This window comes from Lamprobacter sp., from assembly GCF_034860625.1.
Lineage (GTDB): Bacteria > Pseudomonadota > Gammaproteobacteria > Chromatiales > Chromatiaceae > Lamprobacter.
The window spans coordinates 14,312-29,002 of the sequence record NZ_JAYESN010000032.1 but is presented as its reverse complement, the minus strand read 5'-3'; the positions used below and the strand labels follow the sequence as shown (position 1 = coordinate 29,002).

The following is a 14,691-nucleotide window of genomic DNA, read 5'->3' as shown; positions in this document are numbered from 1 at the left end:
GGTCGCGCTGGTGAGGCCGGTCGCGGCGCGGTCAGCCTGGTTGCCGCCTGGCGCTGACTGATGAAGGACGCCCTCTGGCTGAAGGATGCCTTCTGGACCAGCGACGAGACGGATTAAGCCGGCTCATCCTGTGCCAAGTCTTTGCTCGGAAAACCGTAAGGCGGTGGGCTGACGCTGAGCACCGGGCCTGCATCGCCCAGCCGCAGCTCGCCCTGCTCAGCGGCACTGATCTCGGCGACCACCAGCATCTCCCAACGGCCGGTGCCGGTGGGGCGGGCGTCGACGACCCGGCCTGGCGCTTGCTCAGAGGTGCTGTCGGGCGAACTCAATAGGGTACCAGGCACCGGGGGCTCGGCGTCGGCATCCAGCTCGGCTTGGGCGATATACATGCGCCGCTTGAGCTTGCCCAGATACTGCATCCGCGCGACCACCTCTTGGCCGGTGTAGCAGCCTTTGTGGAAGCTCACGCCATCAATGAGCTGCATGTTGGCCATCTGTGGGACGAAGCTGTCGCTGGTCTCAGGCAGCACGGTCGGGATGCCAGCGCGGATGTCACGCAGGGCCCAGAGGTCCGGGTTGGCGGGCTCGGCGCCCGCTGCACGGGCCGCTTCCCAGGCACTGCGGGCCGCCTCTGCCGGTCCAATCAAGAGGTAGCGCGGATGAGGGTCAGCAATGCGAATCAGCGCGGTGGCGCCTTTGCGGACCATGGCATTCGGCTCGCTCGGCAGACGACCGAAGGCGTGCGTCAAGGCGTCCTCGGCACAATCGCCGACGATGCCGACGCAGACGAGCGCATCGCTGGCGTCGTCGATCGTCGCCTTGGCCCGCAAGAGGAACATCCTCAGTCGCTTCAGCAGACTGTCCTTTTGGGCCCGCGGCAGCAGCAGGAACAGGCTTTCCTCGAAGCGCAGGACGCGAAAGTTGGCGAGCATCCGGCCTTTGGCGCTGCAATGGCTGTTGAGCTGAGTGTGGGTGTCGGAGAGTTCGCGCAGATCGTTGCTGAGCTGCCCTTGCAGGAAGTCTTGGGCCTCAGGGCCGCTGACAGCGATCAGGCCGAGGTGCGACAGGTCGATGAGCGCAGAGGCTGGATCGGCTGGCGCGCTGTCGAACTGTGCGGCGCCGTCGCTGCCGATATGGCCGCCCTGAGAGTCGAGAAAGGCTTGCCAGTCGGTATTCATAGTCGGGCTCTCATAGTCAGGCTTTCATAGTCGGGCTTTCATCGTGCGACTCTGATCCGGCGGTCGGCGATGATGCTGGTTGCCACCGGCTACTGGATGTGGTCGGTCGAGATTGGGTTTGGGTGTTGGTCGCTCGCTCGCTCGCTCGCTCGCTTGCGTTAGGCAGGCGATGATAGCGTATCGGACCCTTGGATGATGGCAACTGATATAGTGTTATCAGCCACCACGCTCAGCTTACTCACGTCCTGGAGATAACAACGCCTTGTCCTTTCATCAAGCCATTCCGCGAACCGGCAGCCTAGTCGTGTACAAGAGCCGACCGGCGCGGGTACTGGCCGCGGCGGAGAAGATCGAAATCGAGATCGAGGGCGGGCAGACCAAGCGCGTGCGACCCAAGGATGTGTTATCGCTCCATCCGGGACCGGTCGCGAGTTTGGCCGAGCTGCGCCCGCCCGAGGTCAATCCGCAAGAGGCCTGGGAGCTGCTCGAGGGGGTCGAGACCGATCTCAAGGAACTCGCGGAGCTGCTCTATGGCGAGCATAGTCCGGGCGCGGCCTGGGGCGCCTGGGAGCGGCTCAATGAGGGGCTCTGGTTCGAAGGTACGTTGGAAGCGCTGCGTCCGCGCGCAGTCGAGCTGATCGAGCGCGACCGCGCTGAGCGCGAGGCCAAGGCCAAGGCCGAGCAGGCCTGGGCGGCGATGTTGGAGCGCCTGCGCGAGGGCCGGATCGAGCCCGAAGATCGAGAGGCGCTCGGCGAGGTCGAGCGACTCGCCAACCTGCAGGGCGAGCATAGCCGCATCCTCAAGGCCTTGGGCTTTGAAGAAACCCCTATCAGCGCCTACCGGCTCTTGGTTTCGGTCGGCTATTGGCCACCGACACATAATCCCTATCCAGCACGGGTTGGAGCCTCGCCCGCCAACCCCGAGCTGCCGATCCCAAGCTTAGCGGCAACGGTCGAAAGGCCTGGCGAGCCGGAACGACTCGACCTGACGCATCTGCCGGCGTTTGCGATCGATGACGAGGGCAATCAAGACCCAGATGATGCGATCAGCCTGGATGGGGATCGGGTCTGGGTCCATGTCGCCGACGTTGCCGCGCTGGTGGAGCCAGACGCCGAGCTCGATCGCGAGGCACGGTCGCGCGGCGCTAACCTTTATCTCCCCGAGGGCATCATCCACATGCTGCCGGTGGCCATCACCGAGCAGCTTGGGCTTGGGCTGCAGTCGCGTTCGCCGGCACTCTCCTTTGGCCTGCGGCTGGATGCGCAGGGCGAGATCAGCGAGATCGAGATCCAGCCGAGCCTGGTGCAGGTGCAGCGGCTGAGTTATGCCGAGGCTGACCGTCGGCTTGGGGAAGCGCCCCTCGCGGAGCTGGCCCAGATCGCCGAGCGTTATCGCCAGCGTCGCCTAGCCTCGGGCGCAGTCGAGATCGATCTGCCCGAAGTCAGTGTGCGGCTGCGGGAGGGCGAGGTGCTGATCCGACCGATCGAGCGCACCGGTTCGCGCTCGATGGTCACTGAGCTGATGCTGATGGCGGGCGAGGCCGCGGCCCGCTACTGCCAGGCGCGCGAGCTGCCGATCCCCTTCGCCACCCAGCCGACGCCAGAGCGCATCGAGCAGCCGGCGAGCATGGCCGCGATGTATGCCTATCGGCGCCTGTTCAAGCCCAGTCGCACGGTCGTTGGCGAGCCAGGACGCCATTTCGGCCTTGGGCTGGATGCCTACAGCCGCGTCACCAGCCCGTTGCGTCGCTATGCTGATCTGCTGGTCCATCAGCAGCTGCGCCAGCATCTGCGTGGCAGCGAGCCGCTGAGCGCCGAGCAGGTGAGTCAGCGCGCCGGTGAGGCCGATCAAGGCGGGATTATCGTGCGCCGCGCCGAGCGCCAATCCAACCTGCACTGGAAGCTGGTGCATCTAAAGCAACGGCCGCAGTGGAAAGGCGAGGGCGTCGTGGTCGAGCTACAGGAGCGCAAGGCTCTGGTGTTGATTCCGGAGCTGGCGCTGGAGACACGCATCCGTGCCAAGCAGGGCCTCGCGCTTGACCAAGCGGTACCGCTGGCGCTGGCAGAGGTGGATCTGGCACAGGCTGAGTGTCAGTTTCGGCTGCTGGGTTGACGTTACAGCCTGTCAGGGGCAGTTAATATTCGAGCTCGAAGGCTGCACCAGCGCGCGCCCCACGATCGGCACCAACATCGGTTTCCAAACGAATCCGTGGGTTGAGCTGCATGCGCAGAATGCCCTGGGTCTCACCCGTTCGCGTGCCCTGGCGAGCACCCAGATAGACGCGCTCACTGAGGTAACGGCCACCTTCAAGCATCGAATACCCGCGGCCAGGCCACGAGCCATCGGCGTTTTGCCCAATGCCCAATCGGTCAAGCCCGAGTCCGCTGCGGGTGCGCTCGAGCAGGCCGATGGCTGGGCCCTCGATGCCGGCCAAGGAGGCGGCCGCAAGGCCGAGGCGGGTGACCTGCAGCGCCGAGAGTCGCGAGCGCGAGAGGCCGAACAATAATCGGCTGAGCACCTCGTCCTCTGGCATCTCAGGCTCGCCGGTGAGGCGGATCACCGGCGCGCGAGCGGTGCCTTCGACGGCCAGGATGGCGGTGGCTCCGGCGGCCTGGACCCGGGCCTCGAGGTCGATTGTCGGGTCGAGCATCGAGGCGCCATTGAAGCCGATGCGTCCCCGCGTAAAGCGCAGCTGCTGGCCGACCAGTGCATAGTCGCCGCTCAATAGCCGGAAGTCGCCGATGATCGCCGGCTCGGCGAGCGAACCGCTGGCGCGGATCTCGCCGCCGAGCTCGGCATCGATGCCGCGGCCGGTCAAGCTCAGCGCCCGCGGGGCACTGATTAGCAGGTCCAGCCCGATTGATGCAGGCGACCAGCCGGCATGGGTGTCACCGTTCGTCCGATGCGAGCGCTGCCGGTGACTCCGTGGCTGGCGCCGGACGCCCACCTCTTTGACCTCGAGACTGGTGACAGCGACTGGCAGGCGGTCGGGAATCCGCACATCGATCCGCTCGAACTGGATGCCACCACTCAGCTCTGAGCCTCGCGCCAGCGCGCCGCGCAGCCGGAGATCGGCGTCAGCTTGCAGTTGTAGCAGGTCAAGCTGGAACGGGCCGGCCTTGCGCGCACTCAGCTTGAGGTCGACCGGCTGGTCTGGAGACAACCAGCCCAGGGTGCCGGTCAGCTGGAGGGTTCCTGGGCCAGCGCTGGCGGTCAGACGCTCGAGCCGGAGCGTCTCACCGGCGAGTTGCAGTCTGCCGTCGATCTCGGTCAAGACCAGGCCGAGGCGGCGATCGCGCCAGGCGGCGTTGCGGAGTTCGACCGAACCCTCGAACAAAGGCTGCGCATGACGGCCGCTGATATCGAGGTCCAGACTGAGCTGCCCTTGCAACTGCCGGCCAGCGGCGCCCAGCACGGGGTTGAGCAGCGCGACATCGATCTGGCCGCGGGCGCGCAGCGCTAGGTTGTCGACTAGAGAAGGCACTGAGCCGAGTTGCCCGGCGAGCTCCAGGGATGCGCGGTCGCCAACCAGTGCCTGCGCCTCGATCGTTGTTGCTGTCGGGCTGCGCTGCAGCGCCAATCGTAGCTCGCCCGGTGGCAGGCTGCGGCCCAGGCCTGCAGACCAGCGGAGTTGGCGGGCGAGCAGATCAAGGCGGCCAAGCGGCGCGCTCGCTGGCCCATCGAGGCGGGTTTCAAGATCGATCAGGCCAGTGAGGCTGCACAATGGCTCAGGGAGCGCGGCGGTGCGGGGTAGCAGGGCGATGACCGTTGCGATTGGCAGGTCAATGACCCGTGCGTCAAGCGCCAGCGCTGGTGCCAAGCGGCCGCTGATTCCGAGCTGGCCGCTAGCCCTAAGCTGGCCGCTAGCCCTAAGCTGGCCGCCGGTTTGCTCTTTTATCTGCGACTCGTCCGAGGCCAAGAGCTGGACTGCTGGCGCGTCGATGCTCAGTCCCTCGCTAAAATCAATACGAGCCGGCTCAAGCAACTGAAATCCATGTCGTTGCAGCTCAAGCGAGGCGGTGCTCAGACGCAGTTGGCGCGCGAACGCCTGTAGCTGTCCGCTGCCGCTGAGCCGGACCTGTTTGTCGGCGCCTAGCGACTGCAGCCGTCCCAGCTGCGCGAGCTGTTCCCGTTGATCCCATTGATCCCGCTCCTCTACCTGTGCGAGCTGCAGCTGAGCGTCGGCATTCAGCTCAAGTGCCTCGGCAGGACCTGTGGCTTGTACCGCCAAGTCGCCCGCGAGGCCGGGCACTTCGAGGCCTGTGACTCGAAGTGTCGAGCGGACCCATGGCTGCTCGAGAGGAGCATCGACCTCGGCCAGCAATGCCAGCCTTGCCAGTTGAATCTCGTGCGGCAGGCTCAAGTCCGCGCCTTCTAGGTCGATCTCTAGCAGGCCTTGTTCATTGAGCATCAGACGCACCTGCAGGCGTCCGCCGAGTGTCAGCGGTGTTGATAGGTCGAGCCAAGGGGCGACGACCGCCTCTAGCCTGGCGAGCTGCGCGATATCGAACGCGAGCTCACCGATCGGCAGCGACTGCGCAGGTGCCCAACGCAGATGCCCCTGCGCGTCGATCCCCGACCAGTGGCTCTCGCCGAGGGTGAGCGCGAGCGCGCCGGACTGAAGCGAGCCCCTTAGGTCGAGGAGGACCAGGTCACTGATACGACCGGGGAGCGTGAGATCAAAGTTTGCGGTGGAGCTGGCTGGCGTGATCGCGAGGTTCGCCTGCAGATTGCCGTCTCTGGCGAGGGCAGCGGAACCTTGAATCGCCAAATCCGGCGCGGCTTCGACCGCTCCGCTCAGCTGCAGATTGCCGATCGCAAGATGCTGCAGTTGGATCGCGAGCGGCAGGGGCCAAGTGCTGCTGGAGCCACCACGGGTCGATAGCCTGCGCAGCAGCGCGACGGAGCCCGCCGTCAGTGACTGGATCTCGAGCTCAGCGTTCAGCAGCGCGCGCGGTGCGAGCGACAAGGCAGCATGATCGATATGCAGCCAAGGGCCGTCGGCGTCGGCGATCACCAGCCGCTCGATCCGAGGCGAAAAGGGTAGCGAGCCGCCAAGTCCAGTGATCTGCACCCGACTGCCAGTGGCTGCCTTGATCGCGTTCGCCATCAAGTCACGCCCGCTCTCGCTGTTGAGCCCGATGACCAGCGCAAGAACAACCGGGAGCGTCAGTGATGGACCCAAGGCCAGCCTTGTCCAGGTCCAAAAGCGTCTCTGTCGCAGCCTTTTCTGCTTCAGCCTTTGCTGATGCTGCCGTCTTTGGCGTCGCCATTGAAGACGCAAACCTGGGCGCAAATCTGGGCGCAGACCTGGGCGCAAACCTGGGTGTCGCATCATGGTGCGGCGCAGCTTTGCTTCTGGCTCATCAAAAGGCCTGGCCGATGCCGATATAGAGCTGCACCACTGGGTCGTCTTCAGCAACCCTCACCGGCGTTGCAAGATCGATTCGTATCGGTCCGACCGGGGTGTGGAAGCGGGCACCCAGGCCGACGCCAATCGCAAGATTGCCGAAGCCGCGGAAGCCGTCCGCGGAGACATCGCCGACATCGACGAAGGTCGCAAGCCCCCAACGCGCACCGATGCGCTGGCGCAGCTCCAGGCTGCCTTCGATCAGCGCATCGCCCCCAGCGGGCGAGCCGTTAGCGGTGTGCGGGCCAATCGACTGGAACGGATAACCGCGCACCGAGCCTCCTCCGCCGGCATAGAAGCGCCAATCGGGCGGGATGGCGCTGGCGTTGGCGCCGAGGGTGCGGCCGATCGCCAGCCGCGCCGCGAGCACTCGACGCCCGAGCAGCGGCGGATCAGCTGCGGTCTGTACCCCGGGTTCGATGGTATTGCTGCGACTGCTGGTGCGACCAGACAGTGTGGGTCCAGAGGGCCCGCGTCCAGACAGTCTAGGTCCAGACGGCCTGGGACCGGCCAGACGGGTTCCAGCCAAACTGGACCCAGCAGCACTGGCGCTAGACAGATCCAGATAGGTGGCAGCCACCATTCGGACGCGAACGAAGGGGTCACCATCGCCTTGCACCATTGGCGTTGGAGTTAGCTGCGCGGTCAGTCGCCAGCCGTGACGCGGGTCGAGCGGATCATCGCTGCCATCCCAGTCTAGCGTCATCGGCAGCGACAAGAGCTCGAAGTCCTCGTCCGGACCATCCTGAACGATCCGCGCGCGCTCGATGCCGAGACCGGCGCCGATCCTGAGTCGCGACGAGATGCGCTGCTCGAGCAGGGCCGAAGCGGTCAGCGCATCGCGATCATAGGCCTCGAGGCGCTCGCTGACGGCGCCGAGCTTGAGCTGCAGATCCAGATCGCGCCGCCACAGATCAGGAATCCGCAACGCGGCACTGGCCGAATCATTGATGTCGCCGATCGGTCGAGCCGAGAGCTGGCTGATCTCGGCGGCCAGCGTCAGTTGCTCGGCGCCGCCGAACAGGTTGCGATGCGTCCAGGCAGTTGAAAGACTGCCGCCTTCGTCGCTCGAGTAAGCGCCGGCGAGCCGCAGTACCCGGCGCGGGCGCTCGACGACTTCGAGTCGCAGCGGGAGGCGACCGCTCGCGTCCGGCGCGCTGCCGGTTGTCAGCCGTGCCGAGGCCAAGGCCTCGCTATTCATCAATGATCGCCGTGCGGCCTCGAGACGGCTGGGGCTAAATGATTCTCCGGCTTTCAGGCCGAGCCGGCGCCGCACATAACCCTCGCGCAACCGCTCCAGCCCAATGATCTCGATCTCGCCAAGTGGCAGGCGCTCGCCCGGCTCGGCGCGATAGCTGATCGCCATGGTGCGGGTGCGATGGTCGACGATGGCCTCGGGTGGCGGCACCTGCGCGAACGGAAAACCATCTTCGCGCAGGGCTGCGAGGACAGCGGTGCCTGCCGCCAGCACATCCGGTGCGTTGGCGGGCTCACCGGGCTGCAGGTTGAATGCGGCGCGTGCCGCGGGTGGGACGGGGCCATCGAGCTGGACGGTGCCGAGCCGGTATCGCGGCCCAGGGTCAATCTGGACTTGCACCTGCAACTGAGCCTGAGGCGGGGCCTGAGTCTGAGGTGGGGCCTTGGCCTGGCCTAGAGCCCGCGCCGGGGACTCGGCCTGGTGCGGAACCTTAGCCTGAGCCTGTGGCAGAGCTGGAGCTGGAGCAGGAACTGGAGCAGGAACTGGAGCTTGGAGTGGCGTCTGAGCTTGGGCCTGGAGTGGGACTTGGTCCTCAGTGCCTCGCGCAAGCTGCTCGAGTCTCGGCAGCAAGGCGCTGTCATTGAGGTCAAGGCCAGCGATACGGATCTCGATTAGCGCATCGTAGTAGCCAAAGCTCCGCAGCACCTGGTCGATGCGGTCGATGTCCATATCGGCGCGTGCGATCAATCCGAACGGACCGACTGGCGCCTCCTCACGCAGGCGCTCGAGCATCGAGCTATCGTTGATGGCGCGATCGAGTTCCGCGTCGCCGAGCGACTTGATCGTCAAGCCATAGGTCAGGGTATCGAATGACGGCCAGGTCAGATCAGTCGCTGATGAGACTGTCGCCGATCTGTTCAGTGGGTGTGATGACCCGTTCGATGCGCAACTGTCAGAAACTGATAGCATCAACGAAGCACTCACTGAGACAAGGGTGCCGAGCAGAATAGGGCGGGTTGGGATCACTCGGTGTCTCAGAGTCTAGGACAAGACGCTTGGTTCAGGGCTGGTTGAGACCCTCGGAAATGGGGTTGCAGCAAGGCGTTCTGAGCTAACATCCATTTGATCGGCAAAGGCTGGAACAGCCTCGATAATAGCCGCTATTTGTCCCTATGCTCGGACGCGCCTGACTGTTACGCTCAGCACCCAAACACCGAGCAAGCCACAAGCGCCTCCGAACCCCAAGCAACCATCGCCGCCACACAGCATGAGCACCGTACCGAGTCTTGAGCCCGCCCTTGCTACCCTGCGCCTCCTAGCCAACCAAGCGAGCAGTACCCACCAAACCAGCGGCGCTGGTCAAGCCGCAGGACCGAATCAAACCGCTGGTTCCAGATACACTAGGATAACCGCTGCCGATGGAGCAGGGCAGAACCTTGGTCCGCAACCCGCCGGCGGATTTGCCGCCGAGATGCGCCTTGCCATCCAACGCATCAACGCCTTGCAGATCGACGCCGTCGACAAAGGCAAAGCCTTTCAGGCCGGTGACCCAAACATCACCCTGAACGACTTGATGATCGATGTGCAAAAGGCCAGCGTCGCCTTCGAGTTCGGCAAATCCGTGCGCAACCGGCTGGTCAACGCCTATCAGGAAGTGATGCGCATGCAGGTGTAAACCTCCATGAGGCGAGGGACCCCTGCTATCCCGATCCGCCAGTATGGCCTATGCCGCAAATGGCAGCGCGCGCGACGCAGAAGCTCTTCGCTGGATTCAAGGACTCTAACGAGAACAACGAGAATTCCAACGCCAACGCGCTTAGAGAGCCTTCATGCCTGGATTTAGCCAGTCGCTGCTCGAGCACTGCAGAGTGGCGCTAGCTTGAGCAGTTGCTGAGCCTGTGACAGGCAATGCTGACGCACCTCGGGATCGAGGGTGCGCACCCAGCGCGCGGGGAGGGCGGCGGGACCATAGAGGGCGCCGGCGATCATGCCGAGGATGGCGCCGGTGGTGTCGGCGTCGCCACCGCGGTTGACGACGTCGATGAGTGCAGATTCGAGGTCGTCGGTCGCGAACAGCGCCTGGAATACGGTGCGCAGGGTGTCGGCGATGAAGCCACTGGGGTTTTCGATGCGCTTGCGGTCGTAGGCGTAGACCGGGTCTTCGGCTGCGAGCGCGTCCGCCAAGAGCTTGAGGTCTTTACGCGTGCCGCCGAGCAGACCGGCCTGCACCATGCGGATCACGCAGAGGGTGCCGGCGTCGGAGGTGGGGTTGTTGTGAGTGACGTGGGCTTGGCGGCGATTGGCCTCGGCAACGTCGTCGATGTCGGCGCCGACCGTGGCTAAGGCGACGGGCAGGCAGCGCATGCAAGCGCCGTTGCCGGCGTCGAACTCGCTCTCCGGGGAGGTCCACTCGCCGGTTCGGCGATAATGGGAGATGCCACGGCGGACGGTATTGCCGATGTCGACGGGTTTGCTGCGCATCCAGTTGCTGAAGGCCTCGGCCGCGGCTTGGGCGTCGACCTTGCCCGCGCTGAGGATGCTGTCGCCGAGCGCGAGCGCCATCTCGGTGTCGTCGGTGACGCGTCCCTTGCGCAGCCGCAGCCAGCCACCGCCCTTGATGTCGCGATGCTCGCGATACTGGTCGCGGATCTCGCGCGGGGTCATGAACTCGACGGTGGCGCCGAGCGCATCACCGACGGCGAGGCCCAGATAGGCGCCGATGGCACGACGCTTGATCAGATCGCCGCTGCCGTTCTCGGCCAGCAGCAGGAATTCAGTTCTCAGGCCCGAAACAAGCATGGTAGTCGACGCAGACCTCGCAGGAGGGTGAACGGCAGGTGTAGATGCCTTCGGTCTCGCACAGCTGTTTGTACAAGAACCGCTTCCACTTCATGTCGTGGACGTTTTTCTGGGCAACGGCGGGGAAGTTTTGTTCCATCAATCGGCTCAACTCGGCGCGATTCCAGAGGCCAAGGTCTTGCCAGAGGTGGTCGCTTCCCATACAGCCCGTGGCGATGATCTCGGCCATCCAGCGCTGCTGCAGGCTCGGCTGCAAGTTGGAATAGGATGCGGACAGTTCAGGTTGCTGACTGGGCTTGTCATCTGATGTCCCGTTACCGGGTCCGTTGTCTGATCCTTTAAGCAAGAGCCGAACCAGTTCGTCCCGCTCGTCAGTCCGCTCTGGATCGAGTGGGCGCTGCGGCTGCGCAAGCGCGGTCTGTCGCAGTGCCGGAAAGTGATAGGCGATCAGCTGATTGAACGCCTCTGGCCTGAGGCCGAGATAGTCTGGCATCGCGCCGAGGCCGACGCATTGACTTGCGAGCATTGAGGCCAACAGACCGTCATTTCGGTGGCCGGCGGCAAGGGACAGGAGCCAGTGCCGCCAGCGCTCCGCGGTTGTCTCCGGCACTGATCCTGAGCAGCCGCCAGCTGCGGGCACCCATTTGGTGCTCGCCTCGACGATGGGCGCTGAGGTGGCCGGAGCCGACGGGGGCATGGGTCAGTACTCGACCAGGACGTCTTCGTCGCGCACGATCATCTGGCAGGCCAGACGCCATTCGCTCGGCATATCGTCCACATGCAGCTGGTCGATCTGGTCCTGCGTGAGCTTGCCGAGCTCCTTGAGGACTGTCTGCTCTTTATCGGTCAGGAAATAACCCATGCGATCTTTTTCATCGACGCTGGTCACGCGCACCAGGCAATGGCCGCATTCGCCATCCTGACAGTCGAATTGGACCGGGATCTTGTTCTCCTTGGCGATCTTGAGCAGGGTTTCGGTGTGGCTGCCGGCGACTGCGTAGACGGTCTTGTCTTTGTAGTCGGGGTTTGAAAAGGTCACGAGTGCCATTGATGGGGGCTCCGCGTTGGATGGGTTGATGTGGACTGGGATGCGCTGAAGTGCTGCGACGCTAAGCTTGAACGAGCGCTAGGCCGGCTTGACGGTGCAATCGCCGATGATCTGGGCCTGGCAGGCGAGGCGGTCGTGGCGGCTGGCCATGTTCTCGCGCAAGACCTTTTCTTCGAGCACCGAGGGTTCGGTCAGATTGTTCCAGCCTTCGACGACATGCATCATGCAGGTGCCGCAATCGCCCTCGCGGCAGCCGTAGATGATGCCGGCGCCGATCTTCTCGGAGACGTCGATGACGCGGATGCCGGCGGGGACATTGACGGTTTGATCGATGTCCTGAAAGGTCACTTTTGCCTTGGCCATGTCGTGTTTTCCTCTTGGTTTTGGTTGCAATGGATTCGTGGGTTGGAACCATCGGGCGCCGTCATGCAGCGCTTCTGTGGCTGAGCCTCTCTTGAGCCTCTCTAAGGTTCATAGCGCGTCGCCAGCTTGGACGATGAGGCGCCTGTTTCCGGGTACGGACTCAGTTCGGCGAAATCGATGACGCAACACCTTAACGAGCGCGGATCTCGGCCATCGCCGAGTTCCAGCGCTCGGGAGGGATACCCGTCAGTGAGCCGGGCGGATTCAGTGGGATGCCACTGGCGTCGAGGATGGCGCCCTCGATTGGGCAGATGCTCGCGCATTGCGGTTCGGCGAAGTCACCGGTGCATTCGCTGCACTGGCTTGGGTCGATGATGAAATGCGGCTTGGCAGCCTGAATCGCCTGGCTCGGGCACAGCGGTTCACAGGCCCAGCAGTTCACGCAGCCATCGGTAATCTGGTAAGCCATGGTGTTTCCTTCGGTCTCGTTGCTGGCAGTGTTGTTGCTCGCCGGGTGTCAGGTGTCGCGCGAAGCCGCTAAACCCTGGAGCCGCCAAGCCGCGAATGAGGGGCGATAAGGCGCTGGAGTGGCGGCTGTTGTCCGGAAGCCTTTTGGCAACTTGACTTCCAGACCGGCGCAGTCAGTGATCGGCCAATCGTCGCCAGACTCGTTCGCGTCTTCACGCGACATGATTCGCTTGGGGCTGGCTCAAGCGCTCAGCGCACTCATGGGTTCGGTTTGGTCAAGGGCGCCGCTTACTCTGAGCTCGGCGTAGACGGCGGCGACAGCGGTCTCGATCGGCTCCATCGCGTGCTCGCCGTTCGGTGCGATGCCGGCGGCCTCGAGCGCGTCCCAGGGCTCGATGCCGATCTTCGAGCAGAGCACGGCGGCGCAGCCCTCGAGCGCACGCAGGGTGCCGGTGAGTGCTGATTCGGCTTCGCCACAGGTCTCATCGCCCGTGCAATAAGCCTGGACCCGGCGGGTGCCGATAAAGCGCACGTCCTGGGCGTCGGCCTCATAGACCAAGAACTCGCGCGCATGTCCGAAGTGTTGGTTGATTACACCGCTGCCGCTGCTGGCGACAGCGATGCGCACTGAGCGACTGGTCGTGCCCGCCGGCGCCTTAGCGCTTGATAAGGCGGTCCGGGCGGTGATGAGTGGAATTGCGGGTTGCGTTGCGAGCGGTCTTGTTTCCGATGCTGATGCTGATGCTGATGCCGCTGCGGAAACCAGGTCGGGCTCCGTCGAAGACGCTGTCGGGCGACGGCGAGTGAGTGAATCGAGGGCAACGAAGACCTCGCCACCTGAGGTCTGCGTCGCCTGCCGGCTGGCCTCGCGTTGAGCCTGGCGCTTGGCCTCGATCTCGGCATGCACCGCGGCGCGACGCGCCATCGCGGCGGCGTAGTCGATGTCCATCTGCTCGATCTTCTCGATCGAGAACTCGGCGCCGCGATCCTCGCCCAGCATGCCAACCGCATCGGCGCGGCATTGGCGACAGTGGCGCATCATCGCCATGTCGCCGCTGCAGGCGTCTTGCAGGGCCTGCAGCTCGTCATGGGTCGGGCCACGCTGTCCCATCAGGCCATAGAAGGTGCCATGCTCGGCCTCTGCAATCAGCGGCATGACGTTGTGTAGGAAGGCGCCCTTGGCCTTGACCACGCGGCTGACCTCTTTCAGATGCTCGTCGTTGACGCCGGGGATCAGCACCGAGTTGACCTTCACCAGGACGCCGCGCTCGGCCAGCATCGCCAGACCCTTCTGCTGCTGTTCGATCAAGATCCGCGCCGCCTTGACCCCTTTGATCCGGTGGTTGTTCCAGAAGATCCAGGGATAGATCTTGGCGCCGATCTCGGGATCGATACAGTTGATGGTGATAGTGACGTGGTCGATGTTGTGCTGGCAGATCTCGTCGACCAGTTCCGGTAGCGCGAGGCCGTTGGTCGAGACGCAGAGCTTGATGTCGGGGGCCTTCTCGGAAAGCGCGCGGAAGGTGGCGAGGGTGCGCTCCGGGTTGGCGAGCGGATCACCCGGGCCGGCGATGCCGAGCACGCTCATCTGGGGGATTGCAGCGGCGACGGCTAAGGTCTTCTGCACCGCCTGCTCGGGTGTCAGCAGCTCCGAGACAACGCCGGGGCGTGACTCGTTAGAGCAGTCGTACTTACGGTTGCAGTAGTGGCACTGGATATTGCACGCTGGCGCCACCGCCACATGCATGCGCGCATAGTGATGATGGGCGTCCTCGGAGAAACAAGGATGGTCGTTGACCTTGGCGCGAATCGCTTCTGGCAGGTGCGCGAGCTTGTCGCTACTGCTGCCGCAGCCACTCGACGCACAGCCGCCGGCTGGCCCGCTCTCCGCCTTTCGCCGCTCTGTGTTCAGAGTGGTTACCGCTTGAACCATGTCTCGATCCCCGTAAAGTCTGACGGCGTCGCATGTGCGACGCGCTAGGCTGTATAGGGGGTTATAAGCAAACGCTGTGCCCAATGTGTGTATAAGGCTAAGCGGTTGATTCGACGATGGTCAGAGCCGGGTTGCCGAAGCTTCTGTGAGGAGGCTGACAGCGCGTAAGCGTCCGTTGTCGGGTCTGCGACCAGACAGGTCTTACAGGGTTCGAGGGGCGGGGTGGCCTAAGCGAAAGGCGGTCATCAGCCCAAGATGCCTGATGCTGCTGGGGCATTGCTGCCATGAGTCGA

General features: G+C 64.3%; 11 protein-coding genes. 2 read left to right on the top strand and 9 right to left on the bottom strand.

The window, feature by feature from the left end; all coding sequences use genetic code 11:
- Window positions 1-113 precede the first annotated feature (113 nt).
- Window positions 114-1,178, bottom strand: a complete 1,065-nt coding sequence (locus VBE63_RS10595; protein WP_323682994.1) for a folate-binding protein — start codon at window positions 1,176-1,178, stop codon at window positions 114-116.
- A gap of 262 nt (window positions 1,179-1,440) precedes the next feature.
- Between VBE63_RS10595 and VBE63_RS10590 the strand changes: the two genes are divergently transcribed.
- Window positions 1,441-3,291 carry a ribonuclease catalytic domain-containing protein gene (locus VBE63_RS10590; RefSeq protein WP_323682993.1) on the top strand — a complete coding sequence of 617 codons (1,851 nt, stop codon included), beginning with the start codon at window positions 1,441-1,443 and terminating at the stop codon, window positions 3,289-3,291.
- A 22-nt stretch (window positions 3,292-3,313) separates the two neighbouring features.
- On the opposite strand, the gene VBE63_RS10585 is transcribed toward VBE63_RS10590, so the two are convergent.
- Window positions 3,314-6,364, bottom strand: a complete 3,051-nt coding sequence (locus tag VBE63_RS10585; protein WP_323682992.1) for a translocation/assembly module TamB domain-containing protein — start codon at window positions 6,362-6,364, stop codon at window positions 3,314-3,316.
- A 181-nt stretch (window positions 6,365-6,545) separates the two neighbouring features.
- Window positions 6,546-8,636 carry an autotransporter assembly complex protein TamA gene (locus tag VBE63_RS10580; RefSeq protein WP_323682991.1) on the bottom strand — a complete coding sequence of 697 codons (2,091 nt, stop codon included), beginning with the start codon at window positions 8,634-8,636 and terminating at the stop codon, window positions 6,546-6,548.
- A gap of 418 nt (window positions 8,637-9,054) precedes the next feature.
- On the opposite strand from VBE63_RS10580, the gene fliE reads away from it, so the two are divergent.
- The gene (gene fliE, locus VBE63_RS10575; protein WP_323682990.1) at window positions 9,055-9,462 is read left to right on the top strand and encodes a flagellar hook-basal body complex protein FliE; all 408 of its coding nucleotides are present in this window, start codon (window positions 9,055-9,057) and stop codon (window positions 9,460-9,462) included.
- A 164-nt stretch (window positions 9,463-9,626) separates the two neighbouring features.
- Here the strand turns inward: fliE and draG are convergent, their stop codons facing one another.
- From draG to nifB, 6 genes are all read right to left on the bottom strand, one after another.
- Window positions 9,627-10,586, bottom strand: a complete 960-nt coding sequence (gene draG, locus VBE63_RS10570) for an ADP-ribosyl-[dinitrogen reductase] hydrolase (protein ID WP_323682989.1) — start codon at window positions 10,584-10,586, stop codon at window positions 9,627-9,629.
- Window positions 10,561-11,283, bottom strand: coding sequence for a nitrogen fixation protein NifQ (locus tag VBE63_RS10565; RefSeq protein WP_323682988.1), 723 nt, complete (start codon window positions 11,281-11,283; stop codon window positions 10,561-10,563). The genes draG and VBE63_RS10565 overlap by 26 nt, the downstream gene beginning before the upstream one ends.
- 3 nt (window positions 11,284-11,286) lie before the next feature.
- The gene (locus tag VBE63_RS10560; RefSeq protein WP_323682987.1) at window positions 11,287-11,634 is read right to left on the bottom strand and encodes a 2Fe-2S iron-sulfur cluster-binding protein; all 348 of its coding nucleotides are present in this window, start codon (window positions 11,632-11,634) and stop codon (window positions 11,287-11,289) included.
- 78 nt (window positions 11,635-11,712) lie between these two features.
- Entirely contained in the window at window positions 11,713-11,997 is a 285-nt protein-coding gene (locus VBE63_RS10555) for a 2Fe-2S iron-sulfur cluster-binding protein (protein WP_200242678.1), read from the bottom strand.
- Between the two features lie 190 nt (window positions 11,998-12,187).
- Window positions 12,188-12,466, bottom strand: a complete 279-nt coding sequence (locus VBE63_RS10550) for a 4Fe-4S binding protein (protein WP_323682986.1) — start codon at window positions 12,464-12,466, stop codon at window positions 12,188-12,190.
- A 240-nt stretch (window positions 12,467-12,706) separates the two neighbouring features.
- Window positions 12,707-14,398, bottom strand: coding sequence for a nitrogenase cofactor biosynthesis protein NifB (gene nifB / locus VBE63_RS10545; protein ID WP_323682985.1), 1,692 nt, complete (start codon window positions 14,396-14,398; stop codon window positions 12,707-12,709).
- Window positions 14,399-14,691: the final 293 nt, after the last annotated feature.